Below are 21,390 nucleotides of genomic sequence, written 5' to 3' on the forward strand. Positions count from 1 at the left end.
GGGATCACCTGGCAGGCTCACGCCACAGTGGTGTCAACCGACTTGATCGACTTCGTAGTGGCAATCATTGTGGCGCACCGGGCCCGTTCGGTATTTCCCGGCCGGATCGGCAGGGGGTCAGGAGCGGATCATCTTGCGCAGCACGTACTGCAGGATGCCGCCGTTGCGGAAGTAGTCCGCCTCACCGGGGGTATCGATGCGGACCTTGGCGTCGAACTCCACGGTGGAGCCGTCGGCCTTGGTCGCGGTCACCTTCACCGTCTCCGGGGTCTCGCCCTCGTTGAGCTTGGTGATGCCCGCGAAGTCGAAGGTCTCGGTGCCGTCCAGACCCAGGGACTTGGCGGACCGACCCGCCGGGAACTGCAGCGGGATGACGCCCATGCCGATCAGGTTCGAGCGGTGGATGCGCTCGAAAGACTCGGCGATGACGGCGCGGACCCCGAGCAGCCGGGTGCCCTTGGCGGCCCAGTCGCGGGACGAACCGGAGCCGTACTCCTTGCCGCCGAGCACCACTAGCGGGATGTCCTGGGCGGCGTAGTTCTGCGCGGCGTCATAGATGAACGCCTGCGGGGCGCCGTCCTGGGTGAAGTCCCGGGTGTAGCCGCCCTGCACGTCGTCCAGCAGCAGGTTGCGCAGCCGGATGTTGGCGAAGGTGCCCCGGATCATCACCTCGTGGTTGCCGCGACGGGAACCGTAGGAGTTGAAGTCCTTGCGGTCGATGCCGTGGTCGGTGAGGTACTTGCCCGCAGGCGAGTCCGGCTTGATCGCGCCGGCTGGCGAGATGTGGTCGGTGGTGACCGAGTCGCCGAGCAGCGCGAGCACGCGGGCACCGGAGATGTCGGTGACCGGAGCCGGTTCCATCGCCATGCCCTCGAAGTACGGGGGCTTGCGCACGTAGGTGGAGTCGGCGTCCCATTCGAAGGTCTGGCCCTCCGGGGTGGGCAGCGACCGCCACCGCTCGTCGCCCTTGAAGACGTCCGCGTAGGACTTGGTGAACATCTCGTTGGTGATCGCCGAGTCGATGACGTCCTGGACCTCCTGCGGCGACGGCCAGATGTCGCGCAGGTAGACAGGCTTACCCTCGGTGTCGGTGCCCAGCGGTTCGTTCTCGAAGTCGAAGTCCATCGAGCCCGCGAGCGCGTAGGCGATCACCAGCGGCGGCGAGGCCAGGTAGTTCATCTTGACGTCGGGGTTGATCCGGCCCTCGAAGTTCCGGTTGCCCGACAGCACAGAGACCACCGACAGGTCGTTGTCCTGCACCGCGGCGGAGATCTCCTCCGGCAGCGGCCCGGAGTTGCCGATGCAGGTGGTGCACCCGTAACCGACCAGGTGGAAGCCCAGCTTTTCCAGGTAAGGCCAAAGACCGGCCTTCTCGTAGTAGTCGGTGACGACCTGCGAGCCGGGGGCCATCGAGGTCTTCACCCACGGCTTGCGGGTCAGGCCCTTGTCGACGGCGTTGCGGGCCAATAGGGCCGCGCCCAGCATCACCGACGGGTTGGAGGTGTTGGTGCAGGAGGTGATCGAGGCGATCACCACGGCGCCGTGGTCCAGCTCGAACTCGCCGAGCTCCTCCGAGGCGACCTTGACCGGCTTGGAGATCCGGCCGTTCGAGCCGTTGGCGGCCGAGACGATCTGCGGCGCAGACTCGTGGTGGGTGAGTGCCGGGGCGTCGCTGGCGGGGAAGGACTCTTCGCCGGCCTCGTCGAGCGCCTTGTCGTCTGCGGTCTCGACCTTGGCGTAGTCGGTCAGCGTGGTGCGGAACGACTGCTTGGCCTCCGCCAGCACGATCCGGTCCTGCGGGCGCTTCGGCCCGGCGATGGAAGGGACCACAGTGGACAGGTCGAGCTCCAGGTACTCGGAGTACTCCGGCTCGTGGCTCGGGTCGTGCCAGAGGCCCTGTTCCTTGGCGTAGGCCTCGACCAGGGCGACCTGCTCGGTGGAGCGACCGGTGAGCTTGAGGTAGCGGACGGTCTCGTCGTCAATCGGGAAGATCGCGCAGGTGGAGCCGAACTCTGGGCTCATGTTGCCGATGGTGGCGCGGTTGGCCAGCGGCACCGAGGCGACGCCCGAACCGTAGAATTCGACGAATTTGCCGACAACGCCGTGCTTGCGCAGCATCTCGGTGATCGTCAGCACCACGTCGGTGGCGGTGGCGCCGGCCGGGATCTCGCCGGTGAGCTTGAAGCCGACGACGCGCGGGATGAGCATCGACACCGGCTGGCCGAGCATCGCGGCCTCGGCCTCGATGCCGCCGACGCCCCAGCCCAGCACGCCCAGGCCGTTGACCATGGTGGTGTGCGAGTCGGTGCCCACGCAGCTGTCCGGGTAGGCCTGGCCGCCCCGGGCCATCACGGTGCGGGCCAGATGCTCGATGTTGACCTGGTGCACGATGCCGGTGCCCGGGGGGACGACCTTGAACTCGTCGAAGGCGCCCTGGCCCCAGCGCAGGAACTGGTAGCGCTCCTTGTTGCGGCCGTACTCGAATTCGACGTTGCGCTCGAAGGCGTCCGGCTTGCCGAACACATCGATGATCACCGAGTGGTCGATCACCAGCTCGGCCGGGGCCAACGGGTTGACCTTGGCGGTGTCCCCGCCGAGGTCGGACACCGCCTCGCGCATCGTGGCCAGGTCGACCACGCAGGGGACGCCGGTGAAGTCCTGCATGATCACCCGGGCCGGGGTGAACTGGATTTCAGTGGCCGGCTCGGCCTTGGCGTCCCAGTTAGCGAGGGCGCGCACGTGGTCGGCGGTGATGTTCGCGCCGTCCTCGGTGCGCAGCAGGTTTTCCAGGAGGATCTTGAGGCTGTAGGGCAGCCGCTGCGCGCCGTCGACCGCGCTGAGCCGGAACACCTCGTAAGAGGCGTCACCGACGTTCAGCGTGCCGCGGGCGCCGAAGCTGTCCTTGCTCGCAGGTGCAGTCACGTTCAACTCCATCTCGCGACGGGCGCAAGTTCGGGAACGATTGCGAGTCTCGCGCACGTCGGCCGAGCGTGCGCGAGAACCCGCTCTCTTCGCGCTAACAGTACGCTTGTCCTGTATTCGCCCTCAACTAAGGGTCGGCAAACTCTCGATCACATGTACCACGGCGTGCAAACCCGCAGAATTTCCGTGCTTGCGATGAACTGGGTCGCCGGTACCAAAACTGGCTTCAGGGCCGGTGGGGCGGCGTGATTCGATTGGCGGATGCGAAACCTGACCGACAACGCGAAGTCCGGCGGCGTGGCGATCGCGATCGTCTCCGCGTTCTGCTTCGGCGGTTCCGGACCGTTCGCGAAGCCGCTGATTACTGCGGGATTCACCCCGCTTCAGGTGGCTTGGTTGAGGTTGGCCGGGGGCGCGCTGCTGATGCTCCCGTTCGTGATCCGCTACGCGCCGACCGTGCGCCGGGTGCCGAAGCTACTCGTCGGGTACGGCCTGTTCGCCATCGCCGGGGTACAGGTCTTCTACTTCGCCGCGATCGTCACGGTGCCAGTCGGAGTGGCGCTGCTGATCGAATTCCTCGGTCCGGTGATGGTGCTGGGCTGGATCCGGTTCGTCCGCCGCTATCCGGTAACCCGCTCGGCGGCCATCGGCGTGGCCGTCGCGATGGTCGGCCTGGCGTGCGTCGTGGAGCTGTGGTCGGGGTTGACCTTCGACCCGATCGGCCTGCTGCTGGCGCTGGGCGCGGCGGGCTGCCAGGCCACCTACTTCCTGTTGTCGGACAGCGGGCCCGAGGTCAATCCACTCGCCCTCGCGGGCTTCGGGCTGCTGCTGGGCACCGTGATCGTCACACTGCTCGCGCAGCCGTGGGAGCTGGACTGGGTGCTGCTGGTCGGCCACGTCCAGCTGGCAGAACACGAGTTCCCCGCGTTGTTCGCGGTCGGCTGGATCGTGGTGCTGAGCACGGTCCTGGCGTACCTGACCGGGATCGTCGCGGTGCGCCGCCTGTCGCCGCAGGTGGCTGGCGCGGTCGCGTTCCTGGAGCCGGTTATCGCCACGGTGCTGGCGTGGGCGCTGCTCGCCGAGGCGTTGGGGCCGATCCAGCTCGTCGGTGGGGCGCTGATCCTCGCCGGCGCGTTCACCGCGCAGCGTGCGGCACCGGCGAAGACCCAGACGTCCGAGCTCGAGGGAATTTAGGTCGGGCGCGTTGCGGGTCAGGCCGTGCGGATGGCCGACTTCACCAGGTGGATCAACAAGGTCTCGATGAGGGCGATGGCCACGCCAGCGAGGACGGTGGTGAGGAACTGGGGCATCGGTCTGCTTTCTCCAATGTTGCTCTGTTGTTACGCCCCGACTGTGCGCCGACCGGGTTAGCCGCGGTTGCGCGGAAGATGACGCGCAGGTGAATCGAGCCAGAACAGTGCAGGTCAGGAGGTCATCGGCGACCGCATCTGCCCCAGCAGCACCACAAGTCGCCGCGATCGAAGTGCCGAGCGCGATGAACCACTGGTCCAGCTCCGCCCCAGTGAGCCTCCGCTTGTCGCCGAGCATGACACCGCACCGCTGAGCTGCGTGACCGCTTCGGCGGTGGTCGGGTGCACCGGATCGGCCAGACCCAGCAGTCCAACGAATTTGAGCTCGTCCACATCGGCCTCGGTGAGTTCGAAGGTTTCCGGTACAGTGCGTTCGGCCACGGCCAGCAGCCGCGCAGAGCCAGCCGTTCGACCGCAGCTTCCACGAGTTGGCGCCGCCGAGCGCCATCGTGTCGACCGGGGCGCGGCCGAGCTTGCGCTCCAAGCCGGCGCGCATCCACGGCGCCGAGTCCACCACCGGCACCACGAGCTGCGACACGGCCCGCACCGGAGGGAAAGGCGCAGACGGCGGAGTAGTGCCACGCCCACGGCCAGGGCGGTCACGTCGCCGAGCACAACTCCCGCGTTTTCCGGGCGCGTCGCGTTGCGCCGGCGCGGCGAACTACGCGGCTTTCGACAGGAGGCCAACCCAGCGGCATCGAGGACCTTCGCGATCAGGCTTCGCTGATCTCCTTGCGCACGCTGCGCTGGAGAAGTGCGTTCCCGATGCCGATCGCCGCGGCTACCGGCCACTCGATCACGCTGAACGCGGCCGCTGCAGTCAGCCCACCGTAGAACAACGCCTGGTCTCGGGTGGGCAGCTGACCGCGCACCGTCTCGACGGCGGATGCCAGCTCCTTGCGGCCGGGAATCCCCGGTAGCTCGGGCAGCTGGACCTTGGTGGTGCGGAGTTCCGCCGTGACGTAGGGCAGGGTGATCGCCGTGCCGCCGCGCGCCGGGCTGGATTTGGTCGCGGGCTGCCTGCGCGTGCGCTGCGAGCCCGAGCTCGTCGACGAGGTGCTCGAGCTTGTCGTGGTGGCCATCGGGACCCCTCCTCCGGGACTGCAACCAATTAGAGCTATACGCCGAACGTCAGATTCCTAAGCTGTTCGATCCTGTTGAGGTACCCCGATGGGCGCAGATGAATCTCGGAGGCGTGCGCTCAGGCGGCGGAAACGTGGTCGCGCACCGCCAGCCGGTAGCGGCGGGCGACCAGGTCGATCACGTCCGGGTGCGCGCCGATCGGCTCGGCGACACCGGCCACCGGCAGTTCCGCGAGCCGCCGGTGGAACTGTCCCGGTGCCAGCAGGTACGGAGCGATGTAGTCCGCCGGGCCGCAGATTTCGGCCGTCGTGGGCGAGGCGGTGGTGACGTAGCTCGGGGTCAACCACCGGCCGACGCGGCGGCCGAGCATGCGCGCCGCGGCGCGCACGTCGGACAGCGCCCGCTCGTCCGACGACCCGGCCGCCGCGAACACGACCGGGTCCCCGGGCTGCCACCCGGCAGCGACCAGCCGCCGAAACATCGCCGCGATGATTTCCGGGGCTGGCCCGAGCGGGGCGCTGACCGCCACGTCTTCGTGCCCGCTGGCGACGATCTGCTCCGGCAGGTCGGTGCGCACGTGGTAACCGGTCGCGAGGAAGGCGGGCAGCGCGACCACCGGGCCGTCGATCTCGCTCAGGGCCGCTGCGACGGTCGGGCCGATCACGTCCACGTACGCGACGTGCACCGGCACCCGCAGGCGGTCGGCCGCGGCATCGGCGAGGCGTTCGACCACCCGTGGCCCGGCGGGATCTCGGGTGCCGTGGGCGACCAGCAGCAGCGGGGGAGTCACGGTTGCGGATCGGCGCATCGCGGGGCATCCCTCATCGGTTCCAGCGGAAGTCGGTATCCGCGCTTGATCACGGTCTGCACCAGCTCGGGCGCACCCAGCGAGGCCCGCAACCGGGCGACCGCCTGTTCCACGGCGTGCTCATCAAGCGAGTTCCCGGCGCCGCTGAGCGCCTCGGCTAGGCTGCGCCGTGATACCACCCGACCGGGCCGCTCCGCGAGCGTCTGGAGCAATGTTCTCCCCTGCGGAGAGAGCGGCTTCACCACTCCGTCGACGACGGCGGCGTGCCCGCGGATCTGGAGTTCCCGGCCGCTGACCGGCAGCATCGGCGAGCGGCTCGGCAGCGCGTCGCACAACGACCGCACCAGCGCGCCGATTCTGAACCGCTGCGGGATCACCGCGGGCACGCCGTGATCGGCCAGCGGCGCGTGCGTCACCGGCCCGACGCAAGCGACGAGAACCGGTCCGCGGAGCGCGGCGAGCAGCTCGTCCCGGCAACGTCGTTCGGCGGCCAGCGAAAGCATGCTGGCCGCAGCGGGCGCGCTGGTGAACGTCACCGCGTCGATCTCCCGCGCGCACACCGAGGTCAACAGCCCGTCCAGTGCGGTGATGTCGGCGGGCGCGGTCCACCGGTACACCGGGATCTCGATGACCTCCGCGCCTGCACAGTGCAGCGCCTCGACGAAGTCCGGCAGCGGCTGGCCGTGCAGCTGCACCGCGACCCGAACACCGTCCAGCGGCTGGTCGAGCAGATGTTCCAGCAGTTCCGCGGAGGACTCGGAGGCAGGCGACCACGGATCGGGCAGCCCAGCGGCGCGGACCGCTCCGCGCGCCTTCGGCCCACGGGCCAGCAGTTGCGCGGGGCGCAGCGCGTCGAGCAGTTCGGTGCCCATGCCCCAGCCGTCGCCCGCCTCGATCCAGCCGCGGAACCCGATGCCGGTGGTCGCCACGACCACGTCAGGTGGGTCGGTGATGCATTCGCGGCTGACCCGGAGCAGCTCGGTGTCGTCGGCCAGCGGGAGAATCTGCAGCGCGGGGCCATGCACGACCCGCGCGCCGCGGCGCTCCAACAGGGAACCGAGCTCGTCGGCGCGCCGAGCCGCGGTCACGGCGACGGTGTAACCAGCGAGTTCGTCGGTCAAGGGACCGCGACCTCCACCACGTCGGCCCGGCGGCGCACCGGGTACACCGGCAGCCGCGCGTCCGGGTCGTCCAGGCACTGCCCGGTCCGCAACGAGAAGACCTGCTTGAGCATCGGCGAGGCGACCGTGGGCTCGCCGTCGCGGTCGCCGACGATCCCGCGGCTCATAACGCCGGCCCCACAGAACGGGTCCACGTTGCCGACCGCGAACAGCTCATCGTCGCGGGTGCGGAACAGCGCCACCGGGTGGTCCCGGATCAGCGCGGGCAGCCCGTACTCGGGCGGCAGCAGGTTGAGTTCGCAGATCTGATGCCAGTTCACGTGAGCACCTCCTGGTTCGGGATGGCGGGCATCGGCAGCCAGACCCGGCCCGGCCGGATCTGGCCGCGCTCCTGGACGAAGCGGATCGTCGGGTCCGGGGCCTCGGGGGCATTGACGAAGGACACGAAGCGGGCGAGCTTGCCGGGATCGGCCAGCACCCCGGCCCACTCGTCGGCGTAGTTGTCGACGTGGCGCTGCATCGCGGCCTCCAGTTCGGCGCCGATGCCGAGGGAATCCTCGACGACCACCTCCCGCAGGTGGTCCAGCCCGCCGTCCAGCGACTCCAGCCACGCCGAGGTGCGCTGCAGCCGGTCGGCGGTGCGCACGTAGAACATCAGGAACCGGTCCACGAGCCTGATCAGTTGCGCGTCGTCGAGGTCGGCGGCCAGCAGCTCGGCGTGCCGTGGGGTGAAGCCGCCGTTGCCGCCGACGTAGAGGTTCCAGCCTTTGTCAGTGGCGATCACGCCGAAGTCCTTGCCGCGCGCCTCGGCGCATTCGCGGGCGCAGCCGGACACCCCGGCCTTGATCTTGTGCGGCGCTCGCAGGCCCCGGTAGCGCAGCTCCAGCCGGATTGCCATGCTCACCGAGTCCTGCACGCCGTAGCGGCACCAGTCGTTGCCGACGCAGGACTTCACGGTGCGCAGCGCCTTGCCGTAGGCGTGGCCGGATTCGAACCCGGCGTCGACCAGCCGCCGCCAGATCAGCGGCAGCTGCTCTACCCGGGCCCCGAACAGGTCGATGCGCTGCCCGCCCGTGATCTTGGTGTAGAGGCCGAACTCCTTGGCGACCTCGCCGAGAACGATTAGCTTGTCCGGGGTGATCTCGCCCCCGGGCACCCGGGGCACCACCGAGTACGTGCCGTTGCGCTGCATGTTGGCCAGGAACCGGTCGTTGGTGTCCTGCAGCCCGGCCTGCTCGCCGTCGAGGATGTGGCCGTGGCCGAGGCTGGCGAGGATGGATGCGACGGCGGGCTTGCAGATGTCGCAGCCGCGGCCGGTGCCGTGCTTGCCGATCAGCTCGGAGAACGAGCTGATCGCGGTCGCCTGGACGATCTCGAACAGTTCCGTGCGGGACTGGGAGAAGTGCTCGCACAGCGCCTCGGAGATGCTGACACCGCACTCGGCGAGCAGCTTCTTCAGCATCGGCACGCACGATCCACAGCTGGTGCCGGCCTTGGTGCAGCCCTTGATGCCGGGCAAGTCGGTGAGCCCCTGCTCGGCGATCGCCATGGTGATGTCCTCTTTGGACACGTTGTTGCACGAGCAGACCGTGGCGTCGGAGGGTAGCGCGCCGGCGTCGACACCGGAGCCGGCGGGCAGCAGCAGTTGTTCCGGCGGGGCGGGCAGTTCGCGGTCGATCAGCGGCCGCAGCACCGAATATGCGCTGGCATCGCCGACCAGCACACCACCGAGCAGGATCCGCGCGTCGTCGCTGAGCACGAGCTTGGCGTAGGTGCCGGCGGCGTTGTTGGCGTAGACGACCTCCAGGGCCCCTTCCGTCTGCCCGTGGGCGTCGCCGAAGCTGGCGACGTCGACGCCGAGCAGCTTGAGCTTGGTGGACAGGTCCGCGCCGGGGAAGGTTCCCTCGCCGAGGGAGAGCAGCTGCTCGGCGACGCCCTCGGCCATGCTGTAGCCGGGCGCGACTAGGCCGTAGCAGCGGCCGTCCACGGCGGCGCATTCGCCGATGGCCCAGATGTTCTCGTCGCTGGTGCGACAACCTTCGTCGACCAGGAAACCACCGCGTTCCGCACGCTCCAGCCCAGCGAGTTCGGCGAGTTCGTCACGCGGTCGGACCCCGGCGGAGAACACCACCACATCGGTGTCGATCACGGTGCCGTCGGCCAGCGTGACGCTGCGGACGCGGTCCTCGCCGTCGATGGACTTCGTGGCGGCGCCGCAGTGGATCGCCAAGCCGAGGTCGCCTACCAACCGGCTCAGGACCTGACCGCCGCCCTCGTCGACCTGCAACGGCATCAGCCGCGGAGCCATCTCCACGACGTGCGCGCGCATGCCCAGCAGCCGCAGGGCGTTGGCAGCTTCCAGACCGAGCAGACCGCCGCCGATTACCACCCCGGGCTTGCCCTCGGTCGCGGCGGCGCGGATGGAGTCGAGATCGTCGATGGTGCGATAGACGAAGCAGCCGTCGAGGTCGTGGCCGGGCACCGGCGGCACGAACGGCCGCGAGCCGGTGGCCAGCACCAGCGCGTCGTAGGACAGCTCTGAGCCGTCCGATGTGGACACCGTGCGGGCGGCCCGGTCGATGCCGGTCGCTGCCGTGCTCAGCCGCAGGTCGACCATCGGGTCGTCCAGCAGCTCATGGCCGGCCAGGCTGAGGTCTTCGGCGCTCTTGCCGTCCAGGTAGGACGACAGCGCCACCCGGTCGTAGGCGGCCCGGGGCTCCTCGCCGAGGACGGCGATCCGCCAGGTGTTGTCCACGTCGCGCTCCCGGAGCGTTTCGACGAGCCGGTGTCCGACCATCCCGTGGCCGACGACGACAAGCGTGCGGGTCAAGCCGCGCCCTCCTTCTGGTGTTCGATGCGGTCCGCCAGCGCGCCGCAGATGCGGCCGACGTCATCGACGCAGCCTCCGCAGCCGGTGGTCGCCCGCGTTGCCCTGGCCAGCTCGGGCACCGAGCGGGCGCCGCCTTGCCAGGCGGCGGTCAGGGACTTCTTGGTGACGTTGTTGCAGCGGCAGATCACTGCGTTTTCGGGCAGCTCGACGGGTGTGCCGGACACCGCGGCCGGGGTGCCCAGCAACAGCGCGAGGCGGTCGCTTGGGACCGGAAGGTCGCGGTCGTGCAGCTGGATGACCGATGCGATCGCATCCGGGAAGCCGAACAGAACCGCGCCGGTGATCCGCTCGTCCCGCAGCGCGAGCTTCGCGTAGCGACCGCGGGCCGGGTCCGACAGCGTTACGACCTCGGCGTCTGCGCTCTTGAGGCAGTCGACTGAGCCGATCGAGACGAGGTCGATGCCGCGGGCCTTGAGCCGGGTGACGGTGTGGGTGCCGCGGTAGCGGGCGTCGCCGCCGGTGAGCAGCACTGCCAGCGCGTCGGCCTGTTCCCAGGCCGAAGAGATCAGGCCGGGTGTGTCGCCGTCGTGCTCGGCGCAGTCGCCGATGGCGTGGATCCGCGGATCGCTAGTGCGCAACTGGTCGTCGACGACGATCCCGCGCTGAACCGGCAATCCGGCCCGCATCGCCAGTCCGGTCTCAGCTGTCACCCCGGTGCACGCCACGACCAGGTTGGCCAGCGCGACGTCGCTGCTGTCCAGGATGAGCCGACTGCTCCGGTAGGCGATCGCCCGGCGGCCCAGGTGCAGGTCCACGCCGAGCTTTCCGAGCCGCTCGGCGAGCAGCCGCCCACAGGGCTCGTCGAGCTGCCGGTGCATCAGGTGCGGATTCGGGTGCACCAGCGTCACGTCGTGGCCGCGGGCCAGCAGGGCCCGCGCCGCCTCGACACCGAGAATTCCACCGCCCAGCACCGCGACCGGGCCTGTGGCGGAGCCGATGCGTGCGCAGTCGGCGAGTGTGCGCAACGGCTGGAGGCGATCTCCGCTCAAACCGGGAATTTCCGGCATTCTCGGCCGCGAGCCAGTGGCCAGCACGAGGATGTCGTACGGGTGTTCCTCGCCCAAATCAGTGCGCACCACGCGCCGGGCGCGATCGATGTCAGTGGCGGTGACCCGCAGGCACACCTCGGCGTCCACAGCGGGCAGCGCCACAGTGGAGGGAGTCAGCGTGCGGTCCAGCACCGCGCCGAGCAGGACCCGGTTGTAGGCGGGGTGCTCCTCGCGGCCGAGCACCGTGATCGGGCCGGTGTGGTCGTGCGCGCGCAGCCGCTCGACGAGCCGGTGCGCGGCGGGCCCGTTGCCGACGATGACGATACGGCTCATCGGGTGACCACCTCCTCGACGGGTTCGATCCGGACGGCGCTGACCTTGAACTCCGGCATCCGGCTGCGCGGGTCCAGGGCGTCGCCGGTGAGCAGGTTCGCCCGCGCCGCGCCGGGGAAGTGGAACGGCAGGAACACGGTGTCGGTGCGCATCGTGGCGACGACGCGCACGCGTGCCAGCGCGCTGCCGCGCGCGGAGGTCACCTTGGCCATGGCCCCGTCGGCGAGACCGGCGCGGTCGGCAGTGTCCGGGTGGATCTCGACGAATGCCTCGGGCGAAACCTCGTTGAGCTCGGCGACCCGGCGCGTCTGCGCCCCGGACTGGTACTGGGCCAGCACGCGACCTGTGGTGGCGATCAGCGGGAACGCCTCCTGCGGCGTCTCGGCCGGATCACGGTGGTCCACGGCGGCGAAGCGGGCCAGCCCCTCGGGATGCGCGAACCCGTCGAGGAACAACCGCGGCGTGCCGGGGTGTTCCGGGTGCGGGCAGGGCCAGTGCAGGGCCTCACCGGCGTCGAGGCGGTCGTAGGTGATCCCGGCGTAGTCGGCCTTGCCGCCGGCCGATGCTCGGCGCAGCTCTTCGAAGACCTCGCGAGGTGAGGTGGGGTAGCGGTGGCCGGGCTCGCCGAGCCGGACCGCCAGGCCGTGCAGCACTTCGAGATCGCTGCGCGCATGGCCGGGTGGGACCTGCAACCGGCGGCGCCGCAGGATGCGCCCTTCGAGGTTGGTCATGGTGCCGTCCTCTTCGGCCCACTGCGTCACCGGCAGCACCACATCGGCCAGCCTGGCGGTCTCAGACGGCACGAAATCGGCCACCACCAGTAAGTCCAAAGCGGACAGGCGCTTCCCGACGTGGTCTACGTTCGGGGCCGAAACGACGGGGTTGGAGCCGAAGACCAGCAGCGCCCGGGGGCCGTCGGCGGTGCCCAGCGCGTCAAGCAGCTCGTAGGCGCTGCGACCCGGGCCCGGCAGCACATCGGGCAGCACGCCCCAGGTCTCGGCCACGTGCGCCCGCGCGGCAGGATCGGTGATCATCCGATAACCGGGCAGCTGGTCGGCCTTCTGGCCGTGCTCGCGCCCGCCCTGCCCGTTGCCCTGCCCAGTCAGGCAGCCGTAGCCGCGACCGGGGCGGCCCGGCAGGCCGAGCGCGAGGGCGAGGTTTATGAACCCCGCTACGGTGTCGACGCCTTTGCTGTGCTGCTCGGCGCCGCGACCGGTGAGCACGTAAGCACTTTCGGCCTCGGCGAGCATCCGCACCGCCTGCCGCTGCGCGGTCACCGCAACCCCGGTGACGCGCTCGACGCGCTCCGGCCACCAGGCCGTCGCTCGCTGCCACGCGACGTCGAACCCCGTGGTCCGGTCCTGGACGTAGGCGGTGTCGGTCCAGCCGTCGACCACCGCGACGTGCAGCAGCCCCAGCGCCAGGGCCAAGTCGGTGCCGGGAGCCGGTCGCAGGTGCAGCGCGGCGCTCTCGGCGGTCGTGGTCCGGCGCGGGTCGATGACCACTAGCTGCGCGTCGCGCAGGTGTTGCATCAGCGGCGGCATGGTCTCGGCCGGGTTCGCCCCGGCCAGCAGCACCACGTCGGCGCCGCCGAGATCGGTGACCGGGAACGGCAGCCCCCGGTCGACCCCGAAGGCGGCGTTACCCGCGGCCGCGGCCGAGGACATGCAGAACCGGCCGTTGTAGTCGATCTGGCTGGTGCCCAGCGCCAGCCGGGCGAACTTGCCGAGCAGGTAGGCCTTCTCATTGGTCAACCCGCCGCCGCCGAACACGCCGACCGCATCCGGTCCGTGCTCGCGCCGGATCCGGTCGATGCCGGCGGCGACGGTGCCCAGCGCGGTGTCCCAGTCGACCGGGGTGAGCTCGCCGCCACGGCGCACAAGCGGGTGCCGCAACCGGTCCGGGACGTCCAGCAGGGCCGGTGCGGTCCAGCCTTTCTGGCACAACCCGCCCCGGTTGACCGGGAAATCCGTCGGCCGCACCGACACCCCGCGCCGTTCCCGCGTCAGCTGGGTACCGCACTGCAGGGCGCAGTAGGGGCAGTGCGTGGCCACGGTCCGAATGTCAGGCACTACCGGCCTCGGCCTTCGACGACTGCTGGGCCGGGAACGGCTGCGCAGCGGCGGTTTTCTTGAGCGCCCCGCGCACGTACACAGCCCACGTGAGGATCCCGCAAACCACGTAGTAGACGAGGAACGTGGTCAGGGCAGCGTCGCCGTTGGCGGCCTCGCCGCCGTAAGAGGAGCGGAAGGCGAGGTTGATGCCCACGCCGCCGAGCGCGCCGATCGCACCAGCGATGCCGATCACCGCACCGGACATGCGCCGGGCCCGGGCGAAGGCCGCGACGGCTTCACCGCCATCGGTCACGTCGTCCTCGGCCTCCTTGGCGAAGATCGCCGGGATCATCTTGTAGGTCGAGCCGTTGCCGATGCCGGTCAGCACGAACAGCACGAAGAACGCCGCGACGTATAGCGCGAAGGAGTGCTGCGACGATGAGAACAGCAATGCCCCGGTGCCCGCGGTCATGCCGGCGAAGGTCCAGAGCGTGACCCGGGCGCCGCCCAAGCGGTCGGAGAGCCAACCCCCGAACGGGCGGGCGATCGAACCCATCAGTGGGCCGAGGAACGTCCAGCTCGCGGCCTGCAGCGGGGTGAAGTCGAACTCGGTCTGCAGCACCAGGCCGAAGGCGAAGCTGTAGCCGATGAACGAGCCGAACGTCCCGATGTAGAGGAACGAGATCCACCACGTGTGCTTGTTCGCGGCGGCCTCCCGCAACGCACCGGGGCGGGCCCTTACCGCGTCCACGTTGTCCATGAACAGCGCCGCGCACAGGGCTGCGATCACGGTCAGCGGCAGATAGATCGCCGCCACGTAGGACGGGTGGGTGTTGCCAGCGGTGGCGATCACCAGCAGGCCGACCACCTGGATCGCCGCCACGCCGAGGTTGCCGCCGCCGGCGTTGAGCCCCAGCGCCCAGCCCTGGTGGCGCTGCGGGTAGAAGGTCGTGATGTTCGTCATCGACGAGGCGAAGTTTCCGCCGCCGACCCCGGCCGCGGCGCCGATCAGCATGAACACCCACAGCGGCGTGCCCGGCTGCTGCACGAAGAAGAACGCCAGCGAGGCCGGCACCAGCAGGATCGCCGAGCTGAAGATCGTCCAGTTGCGGCCGCCGAAGCGGGTCACCGCCGCGGCGTAGGGCAGCCGCAACACGGCGCCGACCAGGTTCGGGGTGACGACCAGCAGGAACTTCTCCGCCGCGGTGAACGGCAGGCCGATGCTCGGGGACATGAACAGCACCAGCACCGACCAGACGCTCCAGATGGAGAAGCCGATGTGCTCCGAAAGGATCGAGAAGATCAGATTCCGGCGCGCCACGCGCTTGCCGGTGGACTCCCAGAACCGCTCGTCCTCCGGGGCCCAGCCCTCGATCCAGTGGCCTCGGCCGGCCAGAGCTCTCGTGGTCAACTCGGCTCCTCTCGTCGGGTTGCTCCGAAGGTAGGAACCGGGTGTTTCATGCGGGCTCGCCGATCGTTACCACGATGCAAACCAGGCTTCACATGCCCTGGTCCAGGCGGTGTGAGCAGCGCAACGGTGCCCGAAGACATTCCCTGCGGGCGGTCCGTGGCACCGTGGAGTCGTGATGCAGCGAGGCACTGGCGACGGTGCGGACTGGCAGCTCGCCCGGGAATTGTTCGGCGGCGCGCGCCGGATCACGACCCTCACCGGCGCAGGGGTGTCCACGGCCTCCGGGATCCCCGACTTCCGCGGCCCCAACGGGGTGTGGACCAAGAACCCGGCGGCCCAGCGGCTCAGCGACATCGACAGCTACGTCGCCGACCCGCAGGTCCGCGAGCAGGCGTGGCGCAGCCGCGCCGTGCACCCGGCGTGGCGCGCCGAACCCAACGCCGCCCACCGCGCGTTCGTCGACCTCGACCGCTCCGGGCGGCTGGGTGCGCTGCTGACCCAGAACATCGACGAGCTGCACCAACGAGCTGGCCTGGACCGGGACCGGGTCCTGGAGCTGCACGGCACGATCTTCCGCACGGTGTGCCTGGACTGCGGCGCGACCGGCCCGATGAGCGCCGCGCTGGACCGGGTGGCCGCGGGTGAGGCGGACCCGCCCTGCCGTTCCTGCGGCGGAATCCTGAAGTCGGCCACCGTCTCCTTCGGGCAGTCCCTGGACCAGGAGGTCTTGCGCAGCGCCCAGCGCGCGGCGCTGAACTGCGACCTGTTCGTCGCGGCAGGCACCTCGCTGACGGTGCACCCGGCCGCAGGTTTCGCGGAGCTGGCTTTCAGGGCGGGTGCGGCGCTGATCATCTGCAACGCCGAGGCGACCCCGTACGACGACGCGGCGGCCGCGGTGCTGCGCGAGCCGCTGGTCGAGGTGCTGCCGGCCCTAGTCGCCGCGCCGCTGATCGACCCGCCGCGCCCGTTGAGCACCTGGGGCGATCCCAGCACTTGGAGCTGACCACTCCGAAAGCGGACTTCAACTCGTGTGACACGAGTGGTTGATGATGCATGTGTGTCGTAGCCGTTTCCATTGGTGCATTCGGGGCAGGAGTGGCAAAGTCCCGACCGTCGTGTGACTCCATTCGGCCGATCGACTACCTCCGATCGGGCGCAGCAGCTGGAGGTGACGGTCGTGTCTCGATCCCGAGGGGTGTTCCGCACGCAATCCATCGCCACGATCACGCTGCTGACCGCCGTAGGACTGGCGGTATCCGGTACCGCCCTGGCCGTGCCGCCCCCGCCGCCCAACCCCAGCGACGCCGAGCTGAACGCCGGCCGAACGGCGGCGCAGTACTCGGCGGGCCAGGTGGGGGAGCTGGCCAACCGGCTGGCCGAGGCCGAGTCGCAGCTGGTCGGCCTGCAGTCCCAGGTCGAGATCAAGATGGAGGACGCGAACAAGGCGCGAGTCGACCTCGGCCGTGCGGAACGCGCCTACGACGACGCGCGGAAGGCCGCCGAAGTGGCCGGTGCCGAGGCGAATGCGGCGGCCAGGCAGATCGAGGAGCACCGCAAGCGGCTCGACCAGTTCGCGGCCAGCAGCTACCGGCAGGCCAGCCGGGTCGGCTCGGTCACGGCCTACATCGGTTCGACGAACCCGCAGGACGTGCTCGACCGGGCGGTCCTGCTGGACGCGATCAGTGCATCCCAGCTCGACGCCCTGGACGACCTGCAGCGCGCACGGGTCGAGAAGGTCAACAAGGACTCGCTGACCCGAGCTGCCCTGCAGGACGCGGAAGCGAAGCGCATCGCGGCAGACCGGGCACGCAGCGCCGCCGAGGCTGCCAAGCAGGTGGCCATCACGGCGCAGGTGACGCAGGCGGATCAGGCGCGCCGGCTGGAGGCCGACAAGGCGGGTGTTGAGGCGCAGCTCGCCCAGGCGCGCTCCCGCGTAGCGGGCCTGGAAGCGCAGCGCGGCCGGTACGAGAACTGGCAGGCTGCGAAGCAGCGCGAGGAGGACGCCGCTGCGCAAGCGGCGCTGCAGGCCGCAGCGAGCGGCGAAGCCGCGTCGGCGGCGGTCGCGGACACGCAGCTTTGGAGCGGCCCGTCGGTGGATGTAGTCGTCGGGCGGGCGCTGTCCCAGCTCGGGGTGCAGTACGCCTGGGGTGGCGGGACTTCGCGCGGCCCGTCGCGGGGCATCCGGGACGGGGGAGTGGCCGACTCGTACGGCGACTACCGCAAGGTCGGTTTCGACTGCTCGGGGTTGATGATCTACGCCTTCGCCGGCGCGGGCGTCGACCTCGACCACTACAGCGGCTACCAGTACCAGTCCGGTCGGCGGGTGCCGCTGTCGCAGATGCGACGCGGCGACATGCTGTTCTGGGAGGACGGCGGCAGGATTCACCACGTGGCGCTCTACCTCGGTAACGGCAAGATGGTCGAAGCACCGTACTCGGGCTCGCGGGTCCGGGTGACCGCAGTCCGCTACGGCGGCATCGCCCCGTACGCGGTCCGGATGCTCTGAGCCGCCGAACGCAGACCGGCTGTCCGTGCGGTTCGGTCGGCTGGAAGCATTGCGCTCGTGGCAGCGGCGTTCGCGGCAGTGGTGCTGGCCGGTGGTAGCGCCCGTCGGCTCGGCGGCGTGGACAAGGTCCTGCTGCCGGTCGAGGGCAGGACCCTGCTTGACCGCACGCTAGATGCGGTCGTGGACGCCGACCCGATAGTGGTGGTAGGGCCTCCGCGCACGGCGTCCAGGCCGGTCGTGTGGACGCTAGAAGACCCGCCGGGTGGGGGTCCACTCGCCGGTGTGCACGCTGGCTTGCTGAAGGTGCCCGCGTCGATGCCGTTGGTGGCGGTGCTCGCTGGAGACCACCCACATCTGACGTCGGCGACGATCTCGCGCTTGCTGCAGGCGTTGCGCGCCGATCCCGAAGCCGCTGGCGCGGTGCTGGCGGACGATGGTGGGAATCCGCAATGGCTGGTGGGGGTGTGGCGGACAGCCGCTCTTCGGGTGTCGATGCCCGCAGAAATCCGCAACGGTTCGCTGCGTTCCGTCTTCGCGCCGCTCGCCCCGCTACGGGTTCCGGCCGCCGGGTCAGAGGCGTCCGATGTGGACACGCCCGAAGACCTCCGGCAAGCGCGTCAGGCCCGAGAAGGCGATTTGTGAGAGGCATCCGCTGACGACCAACTCGGCAAAGGACGTCTCGCGAGGTTTGTAGTAACTGTAGCTTCAGTGCTGAACGAATTCAATTTCCGATTGGGCTTCACAGCGGTCATACCGCCGGTGAGGTTGGGTGTGCGTGGGAGATTGCCCCCGCGCGAGTTTGCGACGGGCGCGTGCCAGGATCTTGATCGGCCGGGAACGGCCGCACCGACGACAGGAGGCTGGGAGAAGTGACCGAGGCCGGCAACGGTGAGAGCGGGGGCGCCGGAGCCGCGGCGGCGCGCCCGGCGGACCAGGTGAGCACACCGGCGCGGGACGCGCAGCTTTTGGAGCGCACCGTCTTCGAGGTCAAGCGGGTGATCGTCGGCCAGGACCGGCTCGTCGAGCGGATGCTGACCGGGTTGCTGGCCAAGGGCCACATCCTACTGGAGGGCGTGCCCGGCGTGGCCAAGACGTTGGCCGTGGAGACATTCGCGCGGGTGGTCGGCGGTTCGTTCTCCCGCCTGCAGTTCACCCCCGACCTGGTGCCCGCCGACATTCTCGGCACCCGGATCTACCGGCAGGGCAGCGAGCGCTTCGACGTCGAGCTCGGCCCGGTGCTGGCCAACTTCGTGCTCGCCGACGAGATCAACCGCGCGCCCGCGAAGGTCCAGTCGGCGCTGCTGGAAGTAATGGCCGAGCGGCACGTCTCCATCGGTGGGCAGAGCTTTCCGATGCCCGCTCCGTTCCTGGTGCTGGCCACCCAGAACCCGATCGAGAACGAGGGCGTCTACCCGCTTCCGGAAGCGCAGCGGGACCGATTCTTGTTCAAGCTTCCCGTCGAATACCCGTCGGCGGAGGAAGAGCGCGAGATCATCTACCGGATGGGCGTGGCCGCTCCAGAACCCAACCCGGTGCTCAACCCCGACGAACTGATCCGCCTGCAGAACGTGGCGGCCGGGGTGTTCGTGCACCACGCGCTGGTCGACTACGTCGTGAGGCTGGTGGTGGCCACCCGGCTACCCAACGACCACGGCCTGTCCGACATCGCCGGCTGGGTCTCCTACGGTGCCTCTCCGCGCGCCAGCCTGGGCATCATCGCAGCCTCGCGGGCGCTGGCGCTGGTGCGCGGACGGGACTACGTCCTGCCGCAGGACGTGCTCGACGTGGTCCCAGATGTGCTGCGGCACCGCCTGGTGCTGTCCTACGACGCGCTGGCCGACGGGATCCCCGTCGAGCACATCGTCGGCCGGGTGCTGCAAACCGTGCCGCTGCCGCAGGTGTCGGCGCGGCCGCAGGCAGGCTCGCTTGTTCCGGTCGGTCCCGGTGGTCCCGGTGGTTACGGCCAGCAGCCGCACCTCGGGCCCAACCCGCACCAGTGAGGAGCGACGCAGCGGTGTCGGCAGCACTCCATTCCGGCCGCGACGATCGTCCGTCCTGGGCACCGCCCGCCCTGGACTCCGGACGGCTGGAGGTCGCCCTGCGGTCGCTGGAGCTGAACGTGCGCGGACGGCTCGATGGCCTCCTGCAGGGCAACCACCTGGGGCTGGTGCCCGGTCCGGGCACCGAGCCGGGCGAGGCGCGGGTCTACCAGCCAGGAGATGACGTGCGGCGGATGGACTGGGCGGTCACCGCCCGCACCGCCGAACCGCACATCCGGCAGACGGTCGCGGACCGCGAGCTGGAGACCTGGGTGGCGATGGACCTGTCGCCGAGCCTGGACTTCGGCTCGGCGGCCTGCGACAAGCGAGAGCTGGCCGTCGCCGCGCTTGCCGCAGTGATGTTCCTGACCAGCGGCGGCGGCAACCGGATCGGCGCGGTTGTGGACAACGGCACCAGCCCGGTACGGCTGCCGGCGCGCGGTGGCGCGGCGTATGCGCGGGGGCTGCTGAAGAAGGTGGCCGAGACGCCGCGCGCAGCGGAAGGCACACGGGGTGATCTAGCGAAATTGCTGGAGTCGCTGCGTCGACCCCCCCGGCGGCGCGGGCTGGCGGTGGTCATCTCGGACTTCCTGGGGCCGACGGATTGGCAGCGCGCGCTGCGCGGGCTGGGGGCACGCCACTCGCTGCTGGCGATCGAGGTGCTGGACCCGCGCGACCTGGAATTGCCCGATGTCGGCACCGTCTTGTTGTCGGACCCGGAAACGGGCAAGCAGCGGGAGGTTCACACGACCCCGGTGCTGCGCAAGGAGTTCGCCGCCGCCGCTGCGTCGCACCGCGACGAGGTCGCGGCCGTGCTGCGGCGAGCCGGGTGCGCGCACCTGTCGCTGCGGACGGACTCGGACTGGATCGCCGATGTGGTGCGGTTCGTGGTGGCGCGCAAACGGGGTTGGTCCGGAGGAGCTGCTTGATGTTGAGTTTGTCGGGATTCACCACACCGTGGTGGTTCCTGCTGCTGTTCGTGGTCGCGGCATTGGTCGCCGGCTACCTGTGGGCGTTGCGCCGCCGCCGCCGGGACACGCTGCGGTTCAGCAACATGGACGTGCTCGACCGGGTCGCTTCGGCCCGGCAGGGCTGGTGGAAGCACCTGCCTCCGGCGCTGCTCGGAGTGGCGCTGATCCTGCTCACCGTGGCGCTGACCGGACCGACCGCCGAGCAGCGGATCCCGCGTAACCGGGCCACCGTGATGCTCACCATCGACGTGTCGCTGTCGATGAAGGCCACCGACGTCGAACCCAGCCGCTTGGAGGCGGCGAAGGTCGCCGCGAAGGAGTTCGCGGACAAGCTGACGCCGGGCATCAACCTCGGGCTGGTGTCGTTCGCGGGCACCGCGACGGTGCTGGTGATGCCGACGACCGACCGGGCCAGCGTCAAGCAGGCCATCGACAGCCTGAAGCTGGCGGAGGCGACCGCCACCGGCGACGGGATCAACGCCTCGCTGCAGGCCATCGATTCGTTCGGGAAGATGGTCGGCGGCCCGGCCGGGGCGCCACCGGCTCGGATCGTGCTGATGGCCGACGGCGGGCAGACGATCCCGCGCGAGATGGACGCGCCGCGCGGGGCCTACACCAAGGCCAAGGAAGCCAAGCAGGCAGGGATCCCGATCTCCACGATCTCCTTCGGCACCAAGCACGGCAGCATCGAGATTGAGGGCGAGCAGGAGTGGGTCGAGGTCGACGACGAGGCGATGCAGGAGATCGCTCGGCTCTCCGGCGGTGAGTTCCACAAGGCTGCTAGCGCCGAACAGTTGCGCGAGGTGTACTCGACGCTCGGCGAGCAGATCGGGTACGAGACCAAGCACACAGACGCCAGCAAGCCGTGGCTGGTGCTGGGTACGCTCGCCGCGATCATCGCGGCCGGGATCTCGCTGTTCGCTGGCCGAAGGTTGCCTTAGCGACGGGAGCGC

At 69.9% G+C, this 21,390-nt stretch carries 17 protein-coding genes; 7 read left to right on the forward strand and 10 right to left on the reverse strand.

All coding sequences use genetic code 11. The features are described 5' to 3' along the window. Nucleotides 1-117 precede the first annotated feature (117 nt). Nucleotides 118-2,922 (reverse strand): aconitate hydratase AcnA, encoded by a 2,805-nt coding sequence (acnA, locus tag ACWDKQ_RS15790; protein ID WP_450139468.1) that lies wholly within the window; start codon nt 2,920-2,922, stop codon nt 118-120. Between the two features lie 261 nt (nt 2,923-3,183). On the opposite strand from acnA, the gene ACWDKQ_RS15795 reads away from it, so the two are divergent. Continuing rightward, complete coding sequence (locus ACWDKQ_RS15795) at nt 3,184-4,116, forward strand: EamA family transporter (RefSeq protein ID WP_450139469.1); 933 nt, start codon at nt 3,184-3,186, stop codon at nt 4,114-4,116. A gap of 230 nt (nt 4,117-4,346) precedes the next feature. Here ACWDKQ_RS15795 and ACWDKQ_RS15800 read toward each other — a convergent pair whose 3' ends face one another. The 9 genes from ACWDKQ_RS15800 to ACWDKQ_RS15840 all read right to left on the reverse strand — a co-directional run bounded on the left by ACWDKQ_RS15800 (nt 4,347) and on the right by ACWDKQ_RS15840 (nt 14,921). Next, nucleotides 4,347-4,613 (reverse strand): hypothetical protein, encoded by a 267-nt coding sequence (locus tag ACWDKQ_RS15800; RefSeq protein ID WP_450139470.1) that lies wholly within the window; start codon nt 4,611-4,613, stop codon nt 4,347-4,349. A gap of 332 nt (nt 4,614-4,945) precedes the next feature. Beyond that, nucleotides 4,946-5,314 carry a hypothetical protein gene (locus ACWDKQ_RS15805; protein WP_450139471.1) on the reverse strand — a complete coding sequence of 123 codons (369 nt, stop codon included), beginning with the start codon at nt 5,312-5,314 and terminating at the stop codon, nt 4,946-4,948. A 119-nt stretch (nt 5,315-5,433) separates the two neighbouring features. After that, nucleotides 5,434-6,123, reverse strand: a complete 690-nt coding sequence (locus tag ACWDKQ_RS15810) for a sirohydrochlorin chelatase (protein ID WP_450139472.1) — start codon at nt 6,121-6,123, stop codon at nt 5,434-5,436. Continuing rightward, nucleotides 6,102-7,244: a uroporphyrinogen-III synthase gene (locus ACWDKQ_RS15815; protein WP_450139473.1), complete on the reverse strand. Its 1,143-nt coding sequence runs from the start codon at nt 7,242-7,244 to the stop codon at nt 6,102-6,104. The genes ACWDKQ_RS15810 and ACWDKQ_RS15815 overlap by 22 nt, the downstream gene beginning before the upstream one ends. Next, the gene (nirD, locus tag ACWDKQ_RS15820) at nt 7,241-7,564 is read right to left on the reverse strand and encodes a nitrite reductase small subunit NirD (RefSeq protein WP_450139474.1); all 324 of its coding nucleotides are present in this window, start codon (nt 7,562-7,564) and stop codon (nt 7,241-7,243) included. Before nirD ends, ACWDKQ_RS15815 begins: the two co-directional genes overlap by 4 nt. Beyond that, nucleotides 7,561-10,074, reverse strand: coding sequence for a nitrite reductase large subunit NirB (gene nirB / locus ACWDKQ_RS15825; protein WP_450139475.1), 2,514 nt, complete (start codon nt 10,072-10,074; stop codon nt 7,561-7,563). Before nirB ends, nirD begins: the two co-directional genes overlap by 4 nt. Next, nucleotides 10,071-11,456 (reverse strand): FAD-dependent oxidoreductase, encoded by a 1,386-nt coding sequence (locus tag ACWDKQ_RS15830; RefSeq protein WP_450139476.1) that lies wholly within the window; start codon nt 11,454-11,456, stop codon nt 10,071-10,073. Before ACWDKQ_RS15830 ends, nirB begins: the two co-directional genes overlap by 4 nt. Next, nucleotides 11,453-13,519, reverse strand: a complete 2,067-nt coding sequence (locus ACWDKQ_RS15835; protein ID WP_450139505.1) for a molybdopterin oxidoreductase family protein — start codon at nt 13,517-13,519, stop codon at nt 11,453-11,455. Before ACWDKQ_RS15835 ends, ACWDKQ_RS15830 begins: the two co-directional genes overlap by 4 nt. Before the next feature lies 1 nt (nt 13,520). Then, entirely contained in the window at nt 13,521-14,921 is a 1,401-nt protein-coding gene (locus ACWDKQ_RS15840) for a nitrate/nitrite transporter (protein ID WP_450139477.1), read from the reverse strand. Between the two features lie 175 nt (nt 14,922-15,096). On the opposite strand from ACWDKQ_RS15840, the gene ACWDKQ_RS15845 reads away from it, so the two are divergent. From ACWDKQ_RS15845 to ACWDKQ_RS15870, 6 genes are all read left to right on the forward strand, one after another. Next, on the forward strand, nt 15,097-15,924 hold the full coding sequence (locus ACWDKQ_RS15845) for an SIR2 family NAD-dependent protein deacylase (RefSeq protein WP_450139478.1): 828 nt from the start codon (nt 15,097-15,099) through the stop codon (nt 15,922-15,924). A gap of 174 nt (nt 15,925-16,098) precedes the next feature. Then, a complete protein-coding gene (locus ACWDKQ_RS15850; RefSeq protein WP_450139479.1) occupies nt 16,099-17,427 on the forward strand; it encodes an NlpC/P60 family protein in 1,329 nt (442 codons plus the stop codon). A 57-nt stretch (nt 17,428-17,484) separates the two neighbouring features. Further along, nucleotides 17,485-18,069, forward strand: a complete 585-nt coding sequence (gene mobA / locus ACWDKQ_RS15855; protein WP_450139480.1) for a molybdenum cofactor guanylyltransferase — start codon at nt 17,485-17,487, stop codon at nt 18,067-18,069. Between the two features lie 227 nt (nt 18,070-18,296). Then, nucleotides 18,297-19,427, forward strand: a complete 1,131-nt coding sequence (locus tag ACWDKQ_RS15860) for an AAA family ATPase (protein ID WP_450139481.1) — start codon at nt 18,297-18,299, stop codon at nt 19,425-19,427. Between the two features lie 14 nt (nt 19,428-19,441). Then, entirely contained in the window at nt 19,442-20,395 is a 954-nt protein-coding gene (locus ACWDKQ_RS15865; RefSeq protein ID WP_450139482.1) for a DUF58 domain-containing protein, read from the forward strand. Between the two features lie 2 nt (nt 20,396-20,397). Beyond that, the gene (locus ACWDKQ_RS15870; RefSeq protein ID WP_450139506.1) at nt 20,398-21,378 is read left to right on the forward strand and encodes a VWA domain-containing protein; all 981 of its coding nucleotides are present in this window, start codon (nt 20,398-20,400) and stop codon (nt 21,376-21,378) included. The last annotated feature ends 12 nt before the right edge of the window (nt 21,379-21,390 follow it).

This window comes from Saccharopolyspora sp. NPDC000995, from assembly GCF_053599315.1.